21 protein-coding genes are annotated in these 19,225 nt (G+C 66.7%); 6 read left to right on the forward strand and 15 right to left on the reverse strand.

The window, feature by feature from the left end:
* Positions 1-64: 64 nt before the first annotated feature.
* From ACIIOY_RS24975 to ACIIOY_RS24990, 4 genes are all read right to left on the reverse strand, one after another.
* Positions 65-850 carry a metallophosphoesterase gene (locus ACIIOY_RS24975; RefSeq protein WP_411037383.1) on the reverse strand — a complete coding sequence of 262 codons (786 nt, stop codon included), beginning with the start codon at positions 848-850 and terminating at the stop codon, positions 65-67.
* A 68-nt stretch (positions 851-918) separates the two neighbouring features.
* Positions 919-1,536, reverse strand: coding sequence for a thermonuclease family protein (locus ACIIOY_RS24980; RefSeq protein ID WP_411037384.1), 618 nt, complete (start codon positions 1,534-1,536; stop codon positions 919-921).
* 62 nt (positions 1,537-1,598) lie between these two features.
* On the reverse strand, positions 1,599-2,360 hold the full coding sequence (locus ACIIOY_RS24985) for a DUF6030 family protein (RefSeq protein ID WP_411037385.1): 762 nt from the start codon (positions 2,358-2,360) through the stop codon (positions 1,599-1,601).
* A gap of 159 nt (positions 2,361-2,519) precedes the next feature.
* Complete coding sequence (locus ACIIOY_RS24990) at positions 2,520-3,434, reverse strand: LysR substrate-binding domain-containing protein (protein ID WP_411037386.1); 915 nt, start codon at positions 3,432-3,434, stop codon at positions 2,520-2,522.
* Positions 3,435-3,538: 104 nt separating this feature from the next.
* Here ACIIOY_RS24990 and ACIIOY_RS24995 point away from each other — a divergent pair, with 104 nt between their 5' ends.
* The 4 genes from ACIIOY_RS24995 (at position 3,539) to ubiG (ending at position 8,164) form a co-directional block, all read left to right on the forward strand.
* Positions 3,539-4,681, forward strand: a complete 1,143-nt coding sequence (locus ACIIOY_RS24995) for an iron-containing alcohol dehydrogenase (RefSeq protein ID WP_411037387.1) — start codon at positions 3,539-3,541, stop codon at positions 4,679-4,681.
* Between the two features lie 9 nt (positions 4,682-4,690).
* Positions 4,691-6,190, forward strand: a complete 1,500-nt coding sequence (locus ACIIOY_RS25000) for an aldehyde dehydrogenase family protein (RefSeq protein WP_411037388.1) — start codon at positions 4,691-4,693, stop codon at positions 6,188-6,190.
* 20 nt (positions 6,191-6,210) lie between these two features.
* A complete protein-coding gene (locus tag ACIIOY_RS25005) occupies positions 6,211-7,335 on the forward strand; it encodes a mandelate racemase/muconate lactonizing enzyme family protein (RefSeq protein WP_411037389.1) in 1,125 nt (374 codons plus the stop codon).
* Between the two features lie 79 nt (positions 7,336-7,414).
* Complete coding sequence (gene ubiG, locus ACIIOY_RS25010; protein WP_411037390.1) at positions 7,415-8,164, forward strand: bifunctional 2-polyprenyl-6-hydroxyphenol methylase/3-demethylubiquinol 3-O-methyltransferase UbiG; 750 nt, start codon at positions 7,415-7,417, stop codon at positions 8,162-8,164.
* Here ubiG and ACIIOY_RS25015 read toward each other — a convergent pair whose 3' ends face one another.
* Genes ACIIOY_RS25015 through ACIIOY_RS25035 form a run of 5 tightly spaced genes read right to left on the reverse strand, consistent with a single transcriptional unit; the run spans position 8,165 to position 11,121 of the window.
* Complete coding sequence (locus ACIIOY_RS25015) at positions 8,165-8,743, reverse strand: DUF3291 domain-containing protein (RefSeq protein WP_411037391.1); 579 nt, start codon at positions 8,741-8,743, stop codon at positions 8,165-8,167.
* Positions 8,743-9,171 carry a DUF1178 family protein gene (locus ACIIOY_RS25020; RefSeq protein WP_411037392.1) on the reverse strand — a complete coding sequence of 143 codons (429 nt, stop codon included), beginning with the start codon at positions 9,169-9,171 and terminating at the stop codon, positions 8,743-8,745. The genes ACIIOY_RS25015 and ACIIOY_RS25020 overlap by 1 nt, the downstream gene beginning before the upstream one ends.
* Positions 9,168-10,025, reverse strand: coding sequence for a carbon-nitrogen hydrolase family protein (locus ACIIOY_RS25025; RefSeq protein WP_411037393.1), 858 nt, complete (start codon positions 10,023-10,025; stop codon positions 9,168-9,170). The genes ACIIOY_RS25020 and ACIIOY_RS25025 overlap by 4 nt, the downstream gene beginning before the upstream one ends.
* Before the next feature lie 12 nt (positions 10,026-10,037).
* A complete protein-coding gene (gene grxC, locus ACIIOY_RS25030; RefSeq protein ID WP_411037394.1) occupies positions 10,038-10,295 on the reverse strand; it encodes a glutaredoxin 3 in 258 nt (85 codons plus the stop codon).
* Positions 10,296-10,329: 34 nt separating this feature from the next.
* The gene (locus ACIIOY_RS25035) at positions 10,330-11,121 is read right to left on the reverse strand and encodes a ComF family protein (protein ID WP_411037395.1); all 792 of its coding nucleotides are present in this window, start codon (positions 11,119-11,121) and stop codon (positions 10,330-10,332) included.
* Between the two features lie 61 nt (positions 11,122-11,182).
* On the opposite strand from ACIIOY_RS25035, the gene ACIIOY_RS25040 reads away from it, so the two are divergent.
* On the forward strand, positions 11,183-12,052 hold the full coding sequence (locus ACIIOY_RS25040) for a methyltransferase domain-containing protein (protein ID WP_411037396.1): 870 nt from the start codon (positions 11,183-11,185) through the stop codon (positions 12,050-12,052).
* 5 nt (positions 12,053-12,057) lie between these two features.
* Here ACIIOY_RS25040 and ACIIOY_RS25045 read toward each other — a convergent pair whose 3' ends face one another.
* The 6 genes from ACIIOY_RS25045 to ACIIOY_RS25070 all read right to left on the reverse strand — a co-directional run bounded on the left by ACIIOY_RS25045 (position 12,058) and on the right by ACIIOY_RS25070 (position 16,166).
* On the reverse strand, positions 12,058-12,231 hold the full coding sequence (locus ACIIOY_RS25045) for a Flp family type IVb pilin (protein WP_411037397.1): 174 nt from the start codon (positions 12,229-12,231) through the stop codon (positions 12,058-12,060).
* Positions 12,232-12,275: 44 nt separating this feature from the next.
* Positions 12,276-12,593: a hypothetical protein gene (locus ACIIOY_RS25050; protein WP_411037398.1), complete on the reverse strand. Its 318-nt coding sequence runs from the start codon at positions 12,591-12,593 to the stop codon at positions 12,276-12,278.
* 108 nt (positions 12,594-12,701) lie between these two features.
* Positions 12,702-13,124 carry an 8-oxo-dGTP diphosphatase MutT gene (mutT, locus tag ACIIOY_RS25055; RefSeq protein WP_411037399.1) on the reverse strand — a complete coding sequence of 141 codons (423 nt, stop codon included), beginning with the start codon at positions 13,122-13,124 and terminating at the stop codon, positions 12,702-12,704.
* Positions 13,121-13,879, reverse strand: coding sequence for a GNAT family N-acetyltransferase (locus ACIIOY_RS25060; protein ID WP_411037400.1), 759 nt, complete (start codon positions 13,877-13,879; stop codon positions 13,121-13,123). The genes mutT and ACIIOY_RS25060 overlap by 4 nt, the downstream gene beginning before the upstream one ends.
* Before the next feature lie 90 nt (positions 13,880-13,969).
* Positions 13,970-15,208, reverse strand: a complete 1,239-nt coding sequence (gene argJ / locus ACIIOY_RS25065; RefSeq protein ID WP_411037401.1) for a bifunctional glutamate N-acetyltransferase/amino-acid acetyltransferase ArgJ — start codon at positions 15,206-15,208, stop codon at positions 13,970-13,972.
* Between the two features lie 58 nt (positions 15,209-15,266).
* Positions 15,267-16,166, reverse strand: coding sequence for a peptidylprolyl isomerase (locus ACIIOY_RS25070; protein WP_411037402.1), 900 nt, complete (start codon positions 16,164-16,166; stop codon positions 15,267-15,269).
* A gap of 237 nt (positions 16,167-16,403) precedes the next feature.
* On the opposite strand from ACIIOY_RS25070, the gene secA reads away from it, so the two are divergent.
* Positions 16,404-19,124 (forward strand): preprotein translocase subunit SecA, encoded by a 2,721-nt coding sequence (secA, locus tag ACIIOY_RS25075; RefSeq protein ID WP_411037403.1) that lies wholly within the window; start codon positions 16,404-16,406, stop codon positions 19,122-19,124.
* Positions 19,125-19,225 lie beyond the last annotated feature (101 nt).

Below are 19,225 nucleotides of genomic sequence, written 5' to 3' on the forward strand. Positions count from 1 at the left end.
CTCCTACCTCGGAGAAGACGACATCATCCGCATCGAAGACGAATTCGGAAGAGGATGAAGACAATCAAAATCGGGGGTGCACGCTTCCGCCGGAACCGGCCTGGAGAAGGGTCGCACCCTCCGGCGTGACCTTGAGCGCCGTCAGGCGTCCGGTCGCGTAGCAGGTCGTGTCGATGCAGATGCGGCCCTTGCCGAAGACCGGCTCAAGCCCGGCGGTATGGCCATGGATGACCGTGACCGGCAGGCCCGGTCCCTCGCTGAGGAACGGCTCGCGAATCCAGATCATGTCGTGGTCCTCCTGCCGCCAGAGCGGCACGCCGGGCCGGATGCCCGCATGCACGAAAAGCCGCTTGCCGCTGAGCAGCGCGACCGGCAGGTTCTGCAGGAAGGCGACGTGATGGGAGGGGATGCGGGCCTGCAAGTCTTTCCCGAGCACCTCCATGCCATCCGCGCGGTCAAGATAGTCATGGAGCGCCAGCCCATAGGAGCGGAGCGTCGCATCGCCGCCGAAATCCAGCCAGCGCCTGTGCTGCTGCGGATCGAAAATGAACTTCAGGAACGTGTCGTCGTGGTTGCCGCAAAGGGCGATGCGCTCGATGCCGTCGGAGTGGCGCTCCGCAGCGAGATGCTCGATCACCGCATTCGAGGCCGGCCCGCGGTCCACGTAGTCGCCGAGATAGAGGATGAGCGGGCGCAGGTGCGCATGGTCCGCTGCATCGGTGCGAATCCGCTCTTCCAGCGCCAGGAGGGCATCATGACAACCGTGCACGTCGCCGATCGCGTAGATGAGCGGCCGATCGGCCGGGATGGCGAGACGGCGGCGGTGCAGAGGAGGCTGGAAAGCGGTCATGGTCGATGTCATATCGGGGAAGACGGGCTGCGTGAACCGGTAAAGTGATGCCGGCTTGCGGTACGGAGCTAGCGTCCTGAACCGGGCGGGCACCTGCGAAGCCGCAGGCATTCCTGGTCCATCCAGATGCCGGTCCCCTGCCGCATGGCCTTCTCCTGCGCCGCGTAGAGGCGCGGTGTCGCGGCCCAGCCCGCGCCGCTTGCCACGAGCGCTTCGGCCACGTCCTTTCCCTCGGACCTGCAGGTGAGAAAGGAGACGAGGCCGCCGCGGAAATCCTCCTTGCAGGAGAGGGTGCGGTTGGCGATCCGCCATCTCAGGGCGATCCTTGCCTGCTGGCCGCAAACCGCAATCGCGCCGGCTGCGCCGCGGCAGAACCGGCTGGGATCGACCGGCACGATGTCCGTCAACACATAGAGACGCCCGCCGTCTTCAAAGGAGGCGCTGTCGAGGACGTTGACGCGGCTGCTGACGCGGATGCGGAGCAGGGTCGGGAGAAGCGGGACGGCGAGCCTTTCGTAACGCTGTTTCCGCCGGTCGATGCGGACGGGCCTGTCGGTCCAGATCGGATCGTCGGAGGCCGGTCCTCGATTCAACTCCGTCGCTGTTGCCGGGACTGCGGCGAGCAGCAGCAGGGCAAGCGCCGCCGCGCGTGATCCTGCTCGCCTGCCTGCGGTGGTCGCCGCCATATGCACTCCATGCCGATGCCGCGCATCGTCGCCGGAATTGCCTCTGTCTTCAACGACCCGGCTCAAAGTTTCTCCGGCAGCGGCAGCCAGCGGGCGCGGTCGAAGTAGTCGGGCAGATAGGAATTCCGGTTCTGCGTGCGGTCGGGCGTGATGATGAAGTTGAAACGCGGTGTTTCGCCGAATTCCTTCTTGAGCTGGATGCGATTGCCGAAGCGGACGATGTCGAACGCCTTCAGCGCGCGGATACCGGCGAATATGTCGGGGGATTCCTGCCAGCGTACCTCGTCGAGAAAAATCTCGATTGCTTGGATGACGGCGGCGGTCACGCGTGCCTGGGTTGCGGGATTCTCGATGTTGAGCTTGATGCGGAAGGAGGAGACACGCGTTTGCGCGTCGCCCCTGATCGACAGGAAGACCGACGAGGGGCCGCTTTCGCCGTCATGCGGGTCCGGAAACTCGCGGTAGGACTGGCACTCCCAGCTGCCCTTGTCGAAAAGACCGGTCTTCCAGCCGGAATTGTCGAAGCCGCCCTGGCGCAGTGCCTCGCAGAGCGCTTCCGGCGCCTTGCGGATCGTGCGCACGAACCTCGCCTGGCTGGGCGTGACCGGGGTGATGAGCCGCTCCGAGATGAACCCTTTCGGGCGCGGCAGGCGGTTGCCCTTCATTTCGTAGGGGCGCAATTCGCGCCGGCGCGGGGTGACGTCGACAGGATCGTAGCCGAAGCGGGCGAGAAGCAGGTTGAGGTTGCGGTAGTCGTTGGCAAGGAGCACGGTCGCGCCGATCGCGCCCAGCAGCACGAATGCGAAGAGCCCGAAGACAACCAAGCCGGATCTGCCTTGCCTACGCTCCCTCATGCCGAACCGCGCCGTTGCCGTGACGATGGGCAGCTTCCGGAAGCCGGGAAAACCTGCCGGCCCGTCCATCTTCCGCCTCTGATAGGCCACAAGCATGGTGCCTGCAAGCGGTGCGCCATCACGGTATCGTCACGGCTCGGTGCGGGAGGCCAGCAGGCTTTCGTGCAGCCTCCGCACCTCCGGCGGGATCGCGCGGAATTTCGGCAGGCCGAGATGGTAGCCGTAGCCGGTGACAAGGCTTTTTCCGCCGAGCCGCACGAGCGAGCCTTCGGCAAGCTGCGCAGCGATGAGGCCAAGGCTGCCAAGCGCCACGCCGTCGCCGCCGAGGGCCGCGTCTATGGCAAGCGCGTAGGTGGAGAAGACGAGATGCGGGCGCGGAAGCGGCATGCGGCGGCAGGTCTCGGGCGCGACGCGCTCCAGCCAGGGACGGAAGGAGATCCAGTTGGCGTTGAAGCGTTCGTAGTCGATGAGGTCGAGGCCGGCGAGGTCGGCCGGGCCGATCGCCGCGGCATCGAGCCCCTTGCGGGCGATGTAGGCCGGTGCGGCGACCGGTGCCAGTTCCTCGGCAAGAAGCGGCGTCAGCTCCCAGCGCGGGTGCTCGCCGGAGGAATAGAGGATCACGAGGTCATTGTTTTCCGAGGCGAGGTCGGCCGGGCTGTCCGACGTGACGAGGCGGATCGCGACCTCCGGATTGTCGCGGGCGAAACCGCGAAGGCGCGGGCCCAGCCATAGGTGCGAGACCGAGCCGCTGGCGGCAAGCGAGATGCTCTGGCCCGCGCCGGTGCGGAAGGGCTCCAGGCTTTCCTCCAGGTAATCCAGCGAGGCGCGTACGCGCTGGAACAGCCGCTCGCCGCGCGCGGTGAGGGTGAGGTTCTTGCCGTTGCGGGCAAACAGCTGCGTGCCGAGGTGACCTTCCAGGCCCTTGATGCGGCGGCTGACGGCGGCCTGGGTGATGTTCAGCTCGCGTCCGGCGCGGGAAAAGTTCATATGCCGGCAGGCGGCGTCGAAGACACGGAAGGCTTCAAGCGGGATATGGGCGAGCATGGCGGCTTTCATGATTTGAAGTTATCAAAAAACCCGAAAAATCCAAGGATTTGAGAATCTGAAATCGTGATGCACCGTTCCGGACGTCAATCCGGGGATTTTTCGTGAAGTTCGCAACGTCTTTCGTGCCCGACATCCGCTTTGGAGAGGGTGTCCACGATACCATCGCCGCCTGCGCACGCGCGCTCGGCGCGCAGAACGCGCTCGTCGTCATGGACGGCTTCCTTGCGGGGAACGGCTTCGGCGAGCGCCTTGCCGTCCGGTTCGCCGCGGAGGGCATATCCGCGGACGTCTTCTCCGGTTTCGCGGGCGAACCGGAACTTGCCCACGTGCAGGCAGCGACGGCGGCCGGCCGCGGCAAGGACCTCGTCGTCGGCATAGGCGGCGGCTCGGCCCTCGACATCGCCAAGATCGCGGCCTGCGCCGCGGCGGCGGACGAGGACCCGATGCACTATGCGCTTGCCGCCAATCCGCTGCCCGGAAAGCCGCTGAAGAAGATCATGGTGCCGACCACCGCAGGCACCGGCGCGGAAACCTCGGCAACGACGATCTTCGCCGGGCCGCAGGGCAAGAAGCTCTGGATCTGGGGGCCGGAGACGAAGGCGGACCTCGTGCTGCTCGACCCCGTGCTCACCGTGTCGCTGCCGGCGAACCTGACGGCCTGGTGCGGGCTCGACGCCTTCGTGCATGCCTTCGAGGCGGCGACCAACCGCAATGCCCATGCGGGCGCCGTGCTTTATGCCCATGCCGCGCTGCGCCTCCTGACCGAGACCCTGGAGACGGCGGTGAAGAACCCCCACGATCTCGAAGCGCGGGGCAAGGTGCTGCTCGGGTCCTGCTATGCGGGCATCGCGATCGACAATTGCGGCACGGCGATCGCTCACAACATAAGCCACGCGCTTGCTGGCCTTGCGCCGGTGCATCACGGGCTCGCCACGGCGCTCGGTTTCGAGGCGACGCTGCCCTGGCTCATCGAGGCCGATACGGCCGACCTTGCCGCCGCGGCGCATGCGTGCGGGCTTTCGGATGCGGCGATGCTGCCCGGCTTCGTCAGCGACCTGATGGACCGCTGCGGCGTCGTCCGCGCGCTGCCCGGGGCCCTTGCAGGCCTTGCCGCCGACGATCTCGCCCGCGAGATGCGCGCGCCGGAAAACCGGCCGATGCGCCGCGCGACGATCCGCGATGTTTCCGATGCCGATATCGCCGCCTTCGCAGCGGCGATGATGGCCCTGCCGAAGACGCTTTGAGGGACGACCATGACCGCGCAGCACAGCCGTGCCTACTGGGAAGAACGCCTCGCCGGCTTGCCGCTCGTGCGCGGGCATTTCATCGACGGCGGGGTGCAGCCCGCCGCATCCGGACGGACCTTCACCCGTATCCGCCCGATGGACGGCCAGCCGGGGGCCGTGCTGGCGCGGGGCGATGCGTCCGATGTCGACCATGCGGTGGGCGCCGCCCGCAGGGCCTTCGCCAGCGGTATCTGGCGCGGCAGGGAGCCGCTTGAAAAGAAGAAGATCATGCTGCGCTGGGCCGATCTCATCCGGACCCATGGCGAGGAACTGGCGCTGCTCGAAACGCTCGATGTCGGCAAGCCGGTGCAGGCTTCGCTCGGTGTCGACGTGCGCCTGTGTGCCGACGGCATCCAGTACTACGGTGAGATGATCGACAAGATGTACGACGAGGTCGCGCCGACGGGACCGGCGGCGCGGGCGCTCGTCAGGAAGGTTCCGCTCGGCGTCGTCGCAGCGATCACGCCGTGGAACTATCCGATGATCATCGATGCCTGGAAGCTGGGGCCTGCGATCGCGGCCGGCAATTGCGTGGTGCTGAAGCCGGCCGAGCAATCCTCGCTTTCGGCGCTGCGGCTCGCCGAGCTTGCCGTCGAGGCGGACTTGCCTGCGGGGGTCTTCAACGTCGTCACCGGCTTCGGCGAGGAGGTCGGCAAGCCTCTTGCGCTGCACATGGACGTGGACATGGTCGCCTTCACCGGCTCGACCGAGGTGGGCAGGCTGATCATGGGCTATGCGGCCCGGTCGAACCTCAAGCGCGTGGCGCTGGAGCTCGGCGGCAAGTCGCCGCTCGTCGTCTTCGAGGATGCCGATGTCGACGCGGCGGCGAGCGCGGCCGCCTGGGGCTGCTTCTACAATTCCGGCGAGACCTGCCATGCCGCGACCCGCCTCGTCGTGCAGCGCCCGGTGCAGGACAGGCTGATCGAGAAGATCGAGACGGTGGTGAAGCGCGAGATCACGCTGGCGCATCCCTTCGAGCCGGCGGCGCAGATCGGCGCGCTGATCGAGGCGGAGCATATGGACAAGGTGCTCGGCCTCATCGCCGCGGGCGAAAGGGACGGCGGGCGCCGCGTCTTCGGCGCCGAGCGGGTGCTGTCGGAGACGGGCGGCTACTATGTCTCGCCGGGTGTCATCACGGACGTGACGAACGACATGCACATCGCCCGGCAGGAAATCTTCGGGCCCGTGCTGGCAGCCATCGCCTTCGACACGGAGGAGGAAGCACTCGCCATCGCCAACGACACGATCTACGGCCTTGCCGGTGCGGTCTTCACCCGCGACATGGACCTGGCGCACCGCTTCTCCGAGGCTCTCCATGCCGGTACGGTCTGGATCAACACTTATGACATGTCGAATTTCGCCACGCCTTTCGGCGGCTTCAAGCAATCGGGCTTCGGACGGGATCGTTCCGTGCACGCGGTCGACAAGTATTGCGACTACAAGACGATCTGGCAGCAGTTCGGCTGAGCCGGGAGGAGGCAGGGCACATGAGCAGGATCGTTTCCATCGGGATCAGCCATCACCGGCTGCCGCTCGATCCACCGTTCAAGGCGAGCTGGGACGGCCGGGTGCGCCGGCATTTCGACGTGACGATCGTGCGCGTGCGCGACGATGCGGGCCGCGAGGGCATCGGTTCCGGCGACCTGATGAAGGGGTTCGAGGGGCACGAGGATCTGTTCGTCGGTGAGGATCCGAGTCATCTCGAGCGCCACTACGAGGTGCTGTCGCATATCAACTTCCACTACGGCCGCTGCTGGCCGCTCGACCTCGCGCTCTGGGACCTTGCAGGCAAGGTGACGGGCGAGCCGGTCTGGCGCGCGCTCGGCGGGCGGGCCGACCGCGTTCGGCTCTATGCCTCCTCCGGCGTGCTGCGCGAGCCGTCCGCCATGGCCGACCAGGCCGAGCGTTACGCCGCGGAAGGCTTCCCGGCGATGAAGGTGCGCTTTTCCTCCTCCGCCGGCGGCCGCGGCGGCTGGCGGGAGGACGTCAAGGCGCTGGAGGCGATCCGCACCCGCGTCGGCGGCCGGCTGGACCTGTTGGTCGACTGCAACCAGGGTTGGCGCATGCCTTGGGATACGACGCTGCCCTGGACCTTCAAGGATGCGCTGGCCGTCGCGCGCGAGCTGGAGCGGCTCGGCATCTACTGGATGGAGGAGCCGCTGCACCGCTCCGACCGCAAGGGCATGAAGGCGCTCCGGGAGGCGACGGACGTCCGCATCGCCGGCGGCGAGATGACGCGCGAGCTCTACGAGTTCCGCGACATCATCGAGGAGCGTGCCGTCGACGTCATCCAGCCGGACGTGGCGCTGGTGGGCGGCATCACCGGCTGCCGGCGGCTTGCCTTCCAGGCGCGCGAGGCGGGTGTCGCCTTCACCCCGCACTCTTGGACGAATGGCATCGGCGTGCTCGCCAATGCGCATCTGACGGCGGGTGTGGGTGATGCGCCCTTCCTCGAATATCCCTACGATGCGCCGGAATGGAGCGAGGCGCGCCGCGACTATCCGCTCGCCACTCCCCTGCGGCACGAGAACGGCTGGCTGGTGCTCGGCGAGGCGCCCGGCCTCGGCATCGAGCTCGACGAGGAGCGGCTCGCGGCGACGCGCATCGGCTGAGCCGCTGCACTTCGCCCTCTTGACATCCGCCGTGTGGAAGCCGACTTCACGGAATACACGGACGCGAAGGAGACGAGCCATGAGCGAGGCAGCCCGCACGACGATCGACCAGGCCGAAGTCGACCGCTTTTCGGCCATGGCCGCCGAATGGTGGGACCCGACGGGCAAATTCCGCCCGCTGCACAAGTTCAACCCGGTCCGTCTCGCCTATATCCGCGATCTCGTCTGCGCCCAGTTCGGCCGCGACCCGAAGTCGCATCGTCCGCTCGAAAGCCTTCGCATCCTCGACATCGGCTGCGGCGGCGGCCTCCTGTCCGAGCCGATCGCGCGCATGGGGGCGGATGTGCTCGGCGCGGATGCGTCGGAAAAGAACATCGGCATCGCGAAAGCCCATGCCGCCGGCAGCGGCGTTCCGGTCGACTATCGCGCGGTGACGGCCGAGACGCTGGCGCAAGCCGGCGAGACCTTCGACGTTGTGCTCAACATGGAAGTGGTCGAGCACGTCTCCGACGTCGATTTCTTCCTCACCACCTGCGCGTCCATGGTGCGGCCCGGCGGCGTGATGTTCGTCGCCACGATCAACCGCACGCTGAAGGCGGCGGCGCTGGCGATCTTCGCGGCGGAAAACGTGCTGCGCTGGCTGCCGCGCGGCACCCACCAGTACGAAAAGCTGGTGCGCCCGGAAGAGATCGAAAAACCGCTCACGGCTTCCGGCCTGACGGTCACCGACCGCACCGGCGTGTTCTTCAATCCGCTCCTCAACAAGTGGAACCTGTCGAAGGACATGGACGTGAACTACATGCTGGTGGCGCGCCGCGCATTGGTCTGATCACGGTTTCAGCGTCTTCGCGATCGCCAGCAGCTCCTCCTGTCCGGCCGCGTTGCGTCCGGCAGCCGCCTTCACGCCGTCGCGGTCGATGGCGACGGGATTGCCGTCGGGACAGAAGGGTGCCTTGAACGTGAAGGCACGCGGTGCCGGACCGTGGTCGTGCAGGTGTTCCAGCCGCTCGGCGCCATCCGCCCAGACGGGCCGCGCACCCTCCGGCACCCACCAGAGCACGAGCGGAGGCCAGCCCTGCCGCTGGTTCCAGTTGCGGGCGTGCTTCAGCGCATCGGCGTGCACGCCGCTATAGGTGAAGGCCATCAGGGCTTCGATGCCGGTCCAGAGGGAGAGCGAGGAGGGCGCATCCGCAAAGCCGCTGTTCTCGATGAAGCGGGGGTAGACCTTTGGGCCCCAGCTTTCCGGTCCCGGCACGTCGTCGTAGCCCGAACGGCCGACAAAGCCCTCCGCCCGGTTCGCCGCCTCGAAGTTGAGGGGTTCGCGCAGGCGAAACCCCTCGACGCGCGGGCTTTCGTAATCGTCGACGTGAAGGCCGAAATTGTAGATGGCGAGGTGGTGGCCGCGCATCAGTTGGTGTCGTCCGGCAGAAGCGGAAGCGGGGCGACCTCGACCCCTTCTTCCAGCAGGTCGCGCACCTCGTCTGGCGTCGCCCGGCCGATCAGGCCGCGCTGCTCGGCCTCGCCGTAATGGATTTTGCGCGCCTCCTCGGGAAAGCGGTCGCCGACATCTTCCGAATTTGCGCGAATGATCGAGACGATTTCCCGCAGCTTGTTCATCATTTCCCGCTGGCCGGCCTGCACGACGAGCTCCTGACGGCGTTCCTTCTTGCGGGCCGTGGAGACGGCGGGCGCCATCAGGCGCTTGGCGACATGAGTGGAGCCGCAGGAGGGGCAGGAGACGAGTTCCATCTTCTGCTGGCGGTCGAAATCGTCCGCCGAGCCGAACCACCCTTCGAAGGCGTGCCCGTTGTCACAGGAAAGCTCGTAGCGGATCAAGCGGCAACGCCTCCCTTCGCGGGCACGCCCACCGTTTCGAGGGTGAAGGCGCGTCCGTTGCGCAGGTTGGGTATCTTGTCGCGCGCGGCCTTGACGGCGGATATGTCGATCTCGGCGATGACCACCGCTTCGCCGGTGCCGCCGGCGGAGGCGATCACGCGTCCCCAGGGATCGACGATCATCGAATGGCCGAAGGTCTCGCGGCCGTCCTCATGCGCGCCTGCCTGCGCGGCGGCGATGATGTAGACGCCGTTCTCGATGGCGCGGGCGCGCAGCAGCGTTTCCCAGTGTGCCTCGCCCGTCTGGCGCGTGAAGGCGGCCGGAACGGAGATGACCTCGGCGCCGGCCTGCGCCTGCGCCTTGAAGAGCTCGGGGAAGCGCACGTCGTAGCAGATGGCAAAGCCGAGCCTGGCGAAGGGAAGGTCCGCCATGCGCGCGACGGCGCCCGGCGAATAGACCGCGCTCTCGCGCCAGCTCTCGCCGTTGTCGAGGTCGACGTCGAACATGTGGATCTTGTCGTAGGTGCAGATGCGCGCGCCGTCGGGGCCGAAGAGGAAGCCGCGGTTGGCGACCTTGCCGTCCGGCAGCGCGATGGCCGTCGAGCCGACATGCACATGGATGCCGAGTTCCCCGGCAAGCCCGGCGGCAGCGGCGACAACGAGGTCCTCGGCCTCCGGGCGCAGGATGGCGCGCAGCCCCGCGCGATCCTTCTGGACGGCGCCCGTCATTTCCGGCGTCTGGACATAGACGGCGCCCTTGGCGGCCGCCTCGCGCACGAGGCGCCGCATCGTCTCCACGTTGCGGACGGGATCGATCCCGGAGCACATCTGGAGGGCGGCGATCGTGACGGTCATCTATATCCCTCCTCAGGCCGCCAGCAGCGGATCGAGCTCGCCGGCGCGTTCCAGCGCATGCAGGTCGTCGCAGCCGCCGACATGGCGGCCGTTGATGAATATCTGCGGGAAGGTGTTGCGGCCGCCCGCGCGCTTGATCATCTCCTGGCGCACTTCGGGCGCGTAGGTCGCGTCGTGCTCCTCGAAGGCCACGCCCTTTGTCTCGAGGAGTTTTTTCGCGGCGCTGCAGTAGCCGCAGAACTGACGCGTGTAGATGACGACCGAAGCCATGCGTTGCTGCTCCAAAGCTGGAAAAACTTGCCTTTCATATAGGTCCGGGAAGCGCCCTTGCAAAGGTCAAAACGGTGATGCCGGCAACGCCCGCACGTTTCAGGGCGCGGGCGACGGCGGAGACGGTGGCGCCGGTCGTATAGACGTCGTCGACGAGCACGACATGGCGGCCGAAGAGCGCCTCGCGGCCCTCGGGCGTGACGGAGAAGGCGCCACGCACGTTCTCCTCGCGGGCGCGCGGTCCGAGGCCGATCTGGCGGCGGGTGCGCTTCGTGCGGCGCACGGCGTCGATCAGCACGGGCTTGCCGGAAAGCGCCGCGAGGGAGCGGGCAAGCTCGCTCGCCTGGTTGAACTTGCGCCACAGCAGGCGGACGCGGTGCAAGGGCACGGGAACGATGAAATCCGCCGCCTGGACGGCGCCGTCGCCAGCCCGCAGCATCCATCCCGCCATCATGGGGGCGAGGTCCGTGCGATCGCGGTACTTCAGGGAATGGACGAGCACACGGGCAAGATCGTCGTAGAGCGCGACGGAACGCAGCCGGTCGAAGGGTGGCGGATTGGCGATGGCGTCGGCGGAGAGGATGCCGGGGCCGAGGTCGTGGGAGAAGGGGGTGCCGAGGATCTCGCAATAGGGGCGCTCGATGAGGGCGAGCTTCGACCAGCAATGCGGGCACAGGCCCGCCTTGCTGCCCAGAAGAACGCCGCAGCCGGCGCAGGCTAGCGGATAGACGATGTCGAGCGCCACGCCCGCAAGGCCACGCAGCCGGCGGGCGAATGCCTGCCGGAGCGGGACTGCCGGCAATGCCTCGGCCTCCATTTCGCCCATGCGGTTGACAATAGTCGGTCTTAACGGCCAAAGCGAAGGAATTCCGAACGGGACCCGCCTCATGGAAACGCTCTTCGACCACGCCCTGATCGACAAGAACCGGCTGCGGGCGCTCCGCGACGGGCCGGCGGATTTCCTGCTCAACGTGGTGGCGCGCGAACTTGCCGAACGGCTCAGCGTCATCGAGCGCCGGTTCGAGCGCGCCGTGGAACTGCACGGCCATACCGGCGCCGTCGCGCGGGCGATCATGCAGACCGGCAAGGTGGATACCGTCGAGCGGGTCGAGAGTGACCGGCGATTTGCCGGCCCGGGGGAGGCGGTGACCGTCTCGCCGCTCGAAACGGTGCCGCTGGAGCCGCAATCGGCGAACCTCATCGTCTCGCCGCTCGCCCTGCACCTCACCAACGATACGCCGGGCGTCTTCGTGCAGATCCGCCGCGCGCTGAAGCCGGACGGGTTGTTCCTCGCGGCGATTCCGGGCAGCGGCACGCTGCAGGAGCTGCGCGAGGTGCTGCTGGCGGCGGAGAGCGAGATGACGGGCGGGGCGAGCCCGCGGGTCATCCCCTTTCCGGACGTGCGCGACGTCGGCGCGCTTCTCCAGCGCGGCGGCTTCGCGCTGCCGGTCACGGACAAGGAGAGCTATACGGTGCGCTACGATTCGATCTTTCCGCTCATGAAGGACCTGCGCGCCATGGGCATGGCCAATCCGCTTTCCGGCCGCAGCCGCCGGCCGCTGGCGCGCCGCATCCTGCTGCGGGCGGCGGAACTCTATGCGGAGCGCTTCTGCGATCCCGACGGGCGCATCCGCGCGACGTTTTCCGTCATCTACGTATCCGGCTGGGCGCCGCACGAGAGCCAGCAGAAACCGTTGAAGCCGGGTTCGGCGACGATGCGCCTTGCCGACGCGCTGAAGCAGACAGGGCGCGGCTGAGCGCGCTACTTCGGCTCGATCTTGTTGCTGAGCAGCATGAAGGTGTTGTTGAGGCTGTCGCTGAAGGCCGTGAGGCCCACAAGCATGCCGACGGAGACGAGCACGGCGAGCAGGCCGTATTCCACCGCGGTCGCGCCGCTCGCATCGGCGAGGAATGATTTCAGCAGTCTCGTCATCATTCCCGCTCTCCCGCGTGCCCGCGCACCTGAGTGTCTGTCTGGTTTCAGCAGCCGCTGCTCGTCCCGTTTGCGTTGACGATGCAGACGGCGCCGGGCATTTCCTGCAGCACGCTGCGGCGCACCGTATAGCGCTTGGTGCCCTCCGTCGGGATCGAGCCCGTCGAGATCATATCGAACTCGTCCGGCACGTTCGCCATCATGCGCTTGTCTGTCTTTGCGGAAAGAACCGGCGTCAGGACCAGGGCAAGTGCGATCACGGCCGTACCGAAGAGCAGGGCAAGATTGAGCGCGCCGGTCCGGGTATCGCCGGCCGGCGTGAAATCCTTCTCCTGAACGGTTTTCCAGAAGTCTTCGTCACGCATCACAGGGTCTCGCAGGCATTGCAACGTTCAGGGCATTATTTGAACGAGGGTGCTAAACGATTGCTTAATGGAGACTGAAAAAATGAGGGTAAATCCCTGCCGAACCGCTCACAGAAGGTCCATCAGGAAGGGGATGAGCGGCTCGTCGGCCGGCGGCATCGGATAGTCGCGCAATGCCTTGGACCGCACCCATTTGATCGCCTGCCCCTCCCGGCCCTGCGCGGTGCCCTCGAAACGCCGGCAGATGTAGAGCGGCATCAGGAGATGGAAATCGTCGTAGGTGTGGCTGGCGAAGGTCAGGGGCGCCAGGCATGCGACCTTCGTGCGGATGCCGAGCTCTTCCTCGAGCTCGCGGATCAGCGTCTCCTCCGGCGTCTCGCCCGGCTCCACCTTGCCGCCGGGAAACTCCCACAGGCCCGCGAGCGCCTTGCCTTCGGGACGCTGTGCCAGAAGGATACGCCCGTCGGCATCGATGAGCGCGCAGGCGGCGACGAGAAGGATGCGGCGGGGTTTCGCAATGGTCTCGGTCATGCGGCGTCGGGCCCCCGGTAGCTGTATTCGTAGACGTCCTGGAAACCGGCACGGCGGTAGAGCGCCAGCGCCGCCGCATTGTCCGCCTCGACCTGTACCCAGGCGTGACGCGCGCCCTTGAGCTTCGCCCAGCGCAGGCTCGCATGCAGGATGGCGGTGCCGAGACCGCGGCCCCGCCGCTCTTCGGCAACGCCGAGCTGGAGAATGCCGGCAAGGTCGTTGTCCTGCACCGCGATCGTCACGGCCGTCGGGCCGAACCCCGGTTCCTCGAAGATGAAGAGGCCGGCTTCCGGCTTGATGGCGTTGATGATCTCGGTGAGGCCGGGCTTCAGCGCCGGATCGTCGCCCGCCACACGGATGCGCGCATCGACGAAGCGGCCGACATCGCGGCTCGGCAGGTGGTCGATGCCTTCGTCACGCGGAAGGTTCGCAAGATCGGCCATCATGACGATAGTGCGGCCGACATCCGCCCAGCCCGCGTCGTCCATGAAGGCGATGAGCTTCGCCGGTGCGAGCGGCGTCTGGCGCACGAGCAGGGGACGGCCGTAGTCGGCGAAGCGCTTCGCCGCCTTTTCAAGGCGGATCTCGATGTCGCGGGTGTCGGACGGGTCGAGCGGGTTGACGGAATTCAGCCGGCGCGAGGGATGGCCGGCGGTCAGCCGGCAGAGCCAGCTTCCGTCATAGAGCACGGAGGCGGCGGGCCAGGCGCGGAAGCCGACGGCCTCGAGCCGCCGCACCTTGGGGAGATCGCTCATCGTCGTCTTCTGTCCGGAAAGGGTCACGCTGCCCGGGGCCTCGTCTCTTGCAGTTCCGGCGCAAACCGCTGCGCACGCCTCTGGAGTTTTCTAGCTGCGGTAGTCGCCGTTGATCTCGACATATTCCTTGGTGAGATCGCAGGTCCAGACCGTCGCCCGGCCGTTGCCGAGGCCGATCTCGACGCGGACGGGAATGTCCTCGCGCTTCATGACGGCGCTCGCCGCTTCCTCGGAATAGGCGGGGTCGCGCTCGCCGTCGACGGCGACGCGCACGTCGCCGAACCAGATGGCGAGGCGGTCGCGGTCGGCCATCTCGCCGGACTTGCCGACGGCCATGACGACGCGGCCCCAGTTGGCGTCCTCGCCGGCGACCGCGGTCTTGACCAGCGGCGAATTGGCGATGGAGAGCGCGATGCGCTTGGCCGCGGCGTCGTTCTCCGCGCCCTCGACGGTGACTTCGACCATCTTGCGTGCGCCTTCGCCGTCGCGCACGACCTGGAGGGCGAGGTCACGCAGGAGGTCGTTGAGCGCGGCGCGGAAACCGTCGAGCGTGGCGTCGTCCGCCGTGACCGGCCTCTGTCCGTCGGCGGCGGCGGCCCCGGTGGCAAAGAGCATCAGCGTGTCGGAGGTCGAGGTGTCGCTGTCGACGGTCACGGAGTTGAAGGTCGGGCCGACGCCGGCCGAGAGCAGCGATTGCAGCACGGCGGCAGGAATGTCCGCGTCGGTGACGACGAAGGAGAGCATGGTCGCCATGTCGGGCGCGATCATGCCGGCGCCCTTGGCGATGCCGTTGATGGTGACGGGGACGCCGCCGAGCTCGGCCGTGCGCGTGGCGACCTTCGGATAGGTGTCCGTCGTCATGATGGCCTTGGCGGCTTCGAGCCAGAAATCCTCCTTGGCGGAAGCCGCGAGGCTGTCGAGCACGCCGGAGAATTTCGTGGCGTCGAGCGGTTCGCCGATCACGCCCGTCGAAGCGAGGAAGACCTCGCTTTCGCTGCAGCCGGTCGCCCTGGCGGCGGCTTCCGCGGTCATCCTCGTCGATTCGCGGCCCCGGCGGCCGGTAAAGGCGTTCGCGTTGCCGGAATTGACGACGACGGCGCGGGCGCGGCCGCCCGGCAGGTTGGCGCGGCAGAAATCGACCGGCGCCGAGGGGCACTTGGAGCGGGTGAAGACGCCTGCGACCGTTGCGGGCCGGTCGAAGACCATCATCAGCACGTCCGTCCGGTTCTTGTACTTGATCCCCGCGGCGGCGGTCGCCATGCGCACGCCGCGGATAGGCGGCATGTCGGCGTAGGTTTTGGGGGCAAGCGGAGAGATCGAACCGGACATCTTTGTTCCCTGCGTCAAAGAAAGGCCCGGCGAAAAAAGCGCCGGGCCATCGGCGTTCTTACTGCTGGCCTTCGGTCGCCGGCGCGGTTTCGCCCTCGCCTTCGGCCGCCGGCTTGTTGACCGCGTCATAGGCGGTCTTCAGCGCGGAGTCCTGGATGTCGATGGGCGATTCGGCCTTGGCCTTTTCCAGAAGCTCCAGGTACTTGTCGCGCATGACGAGCTGGCGAACCTGGCCTTCGACCTGCTCCAGCGCCGGGGGCTGCTGCTTGCGCTTGTCCTCGACCTTGATGACATGGAAGCCGAACTGGGTCTTCACCGGCGCCTTGGAATAGGCGCCCTTTTCCAGCGCGAAGGCGGCATTCTCGAATTCCGGCACCATGCGGCCCTTGGCGAAATAGCCGAGGTCGCCGCCTTCCGACTTGTTCGGGTCGGTCGACTTTTCCTTGGCGATCTCCACGAAATCCTTGCCGGCGTCGAGGTCGGCGATCACGGCCTTGGCCTCTTCCTCGGTCTTGACGAGGATATGGCGGGCGCGGATCTCGTCTTCCGGCGTGAGCGCGGCGACTTCCTTGTCGTAGCGTGCCTTCACCTCCTCGGGCGTCACGGCATCGACGACGTGCTTCTTGAAATAGGCGTTGTGCAGTTCGCGGTCGGTCAGGAAGGCGAGGCGCTGCTTGAAGTCGGCGGTGTCCTGCAAACCTTCCTTGTTGGCGTCGGCGGCAAGCAGCTTGACGTCGATGATCGAGGAGAGGGCGGCGACGCGCTTCTGCTCGTCCGGCAGGTTGGCGAGCTGCGGGTCGAGGCCGGCGATCGCGAGCTTCAGCTCCGACTCGTGGATATCGACCGTGCCGACCTTGGCGACGACCGGATCGGCGGCGGCGTCCTGTGCACGGACATTGCTGCCGGCGGCGGCAACCGCGATGAGGGCGACTGCTGCGAGCTTGCTGTACTTGAACATATCGAAAGACCTTTCACATCCTCGCCGGAATCGGGTCGATATCCGGTGCCAGACGGCTCAACACCACCAGAATGTGGCAGTTGTGCAACCGCCTGAGCCGTTGACATCATTCGACCCCCCTCTTATCTGTCACGCAATCCCGCGTCCAGAACAGTTTCCGGGCGTTTCACGGCTTTGCGCGCAAATCATCGTGCGACCTGTCACGCGCCGGGTGCCCATAAAGAAAGGACCATCCTGATGGTCAGCCTTGGCGGCATAGCCCGCAAGTTGTTCGGTTCCTCGAACGATCGCCGCGTCCGTTCCTACAAGCCCCGCGTCGACGCCATCAATGCGCTCGAACCCGAGATGAAGGCGCTGTCCGACGACGCGCTGCGCGCCAAGACCCAGGAATTCCGCGAGCAGCTCGCCGCCGGCAAGACGCTTGACGACATCCTGGTGCCGGCCTTCGCGGTCGCCCGCGAGGCGGCTTTGCGCGTCCTCGGCCTGCGGCCCTTCGACGTCCAGCTCATCGGCGGCATGATCCTGCACGAGAAGTCGATCGCCGAGATGAAGACCGGCGAAGGCAAGACGCTCGTCGCGACGCTTCCCGTCTACCTGAACGCGCTCGCCGGCAAGGGCGTGCACGTCGTGACCGTCAACGACTACCTCGCCACCCGCGACAGCGGCATGATGGGCAGGATCTACGGCTTCCTGGGGCTTTCGACCGGCGTCATCGTGCACGGCCTCGACGACGACCAGCGCCGCGCCGCCTATGCCTGCGACATCACCTACGCGACGAACAACGAGCTCGGCTTCGACTATCTGCGCGACAACATGAAGTACGAGCGCGGCCAGATGGTCCAGCGCGGCCACTTCTTCGCCATCGTCGACGAAGTGGACTCGATCCTCGTCGACGAGGCGCGCACGCCGCTGATCATTTCCGGCCCCCTCGACGACCGCTCCGACCTTTACACGACGATCGACGCCTTCATCCCCATGCTGGACGAGGCGGACTACGAGATCGACGAGAAGCAGCGTTCCGCCAACTTTTCCGAAGTCGGCACGGAGAAGCTGGAGAATCTGCTGCGCCAGGCCGGCCTCCTCAAGGGCGAATCGCTCTACGACGTCGAGAACGTCGCGATTGTCCATCACATCAACAACGCGCTGAAGGCCCACAAGCTCTTCACCCGCGACAAGGACTACATCGTCCGCAACGACGAGATCGTCATCATCGACGAGTTCACCGGCCGCATGATGCCGGGCCGCCGCTATTCGGAAGGCCAGCACCAGGCGCTCGAGGCCAAGGAAAAGGTGACGATCCAGCCGGAAAACCAGACGCTGGCCTCGATCACCTTCCAGAATTATTTCCGCATGTACAAGAAGCTTGCCGGCATGACCGGCACGGCGGCGACGGAAGCGGAGGAATTCGGCAACATCTACGGCCTCGACGTCGTGGAAGTGCCGACCAACCTGCCGATCCAGCGCCGCGACGAGGACGACGAGGTCTACCGGACGGCGGAGGAGAAGTACGAGGCCATCATCGCCGAGATCAAGGAGGCCAACGCCAAGGGCCAGCCGGTCCTCGTCGGCACGACCTCGATCGAGAAGTCCGAATACCTCGCCGACCGCCTGAAGAAGTCCGGTTTCAAGGACTTCCAGGTGCTGAACGCCCGCTACCACGAGCAGGAAGCCTATATCGTCGGGCAGGCCGGCGTGCCGGGCGCCGTCACCATCGCCACCAACATGGCCGGCCGCGGCACGGACATCCAGCTCGGCGGCAACCTCGACATGCGCCTCGAGCGCGAGCTTGCCGACATGGAGCCGGGCCCGGAACGCGACGCCAAGCGCGAGGCGATCGTCGCCGAGGTGAAGAAGCTGAAGGAGCAGGCGCTCGCCGCCGGCGGCCTTTACGTTCTTGCCACCGAGCGCCATGAAAGCCGCCGCATCGACAACCAGCTGCGCGGCCGCTCCGGCCGCCAGGGCGACCCCGGGCGCTCGAAGTTCTTCCTGTCGCTGCAGGACGACCTGATGCGCATCTTCGGCTCCGAGCGCATGGACTCCATGCTCCAGAAGCTCGGCCTCAAGGAGGGCGAGGCGATCGTCCATCCCTGGATCAACAAGGCGCTCGAACGTGCGCAGAAGAAGGTCGAAGCGCGCAACTTCGACATCCGCAAGAACCTCCTGAAGTATGACGACGTGCTGAACGACCAGCGCAAGGTCATCTTCGAGCAGCGTATCGAGCTGATGGACGGCGAGAACCTTTCCGAGATCGTCGCCGACATGCGCCACGAGGTGGTCGAAAACCTCGTCCGCCTGCACATCCCGGAAAATGCCTATGCGGAACAGTGGGACGTCGCAGGCCTCAAGAAGGGCGTTCTCGAACAGCTTAACCTCGACCTGCCGATCGATGCCTGGGCCGCGGAGGAAGGCATCGACGAGAAGGACATCCTGGAACGCCTGAAGGCGGCCGCCGACGAGGCCGCGCAAGCCCGCGCGGAGCGCTTCGGCCCGGAAATCATGGCCTATGTCGAGCGCTCGGTATTGCTCCAGACGCTGGACCACCTGTGGCGCGAGCATATCGTCAACCTGGATCACCTGCGCTCCGTCATCGGCTTCCGCGGCTATGCCCAGCGCGACCCGCTGCAGGAATACAAGGCCGAGGCCTTCGAGCTCTTCCAGGCGCTGCTGGCGAACCTGCGCCAGACGGTCACCGCGCAGCTCATGCGCGTCGAGCTGGTACGCCAGGCCGCCGATGCTCCGGCGCCGGTGCCGCCGGCCATGGAGGGCCACCACATCGACGGCACGACCGGCGAGGACGATTTCGGCGAAGGCAGCGGTTTTGCGGCCGTGGCCGCCGGGCCGGAGGACCGCAACCCGAACGATCCCTCGACCTGGGGCCGCGTTGCCCGCAACGAACCCTGCCCCTGCGGTTCGGGCAAGAAGTACAAGCATTGCCACGGCGCCTTCGAGCAGGCCTGACCGGTTAGAGGTCTTCCCTCATCCGACATCGTCCTCGGCTTCGAGCCGGGGATCGCTCTTAGCAAGCGGTATGGATGCACGGGTCATGCCGGGCATGACAA

The organism is Shinella agrisoli (assembly GCF_046557955.1).
Taxonomy (GTDB): Bacteria; Pseudomonadota; Alphaproteobacteria; order Rhizobiales; family Rhizobiaceae; genus Shinella.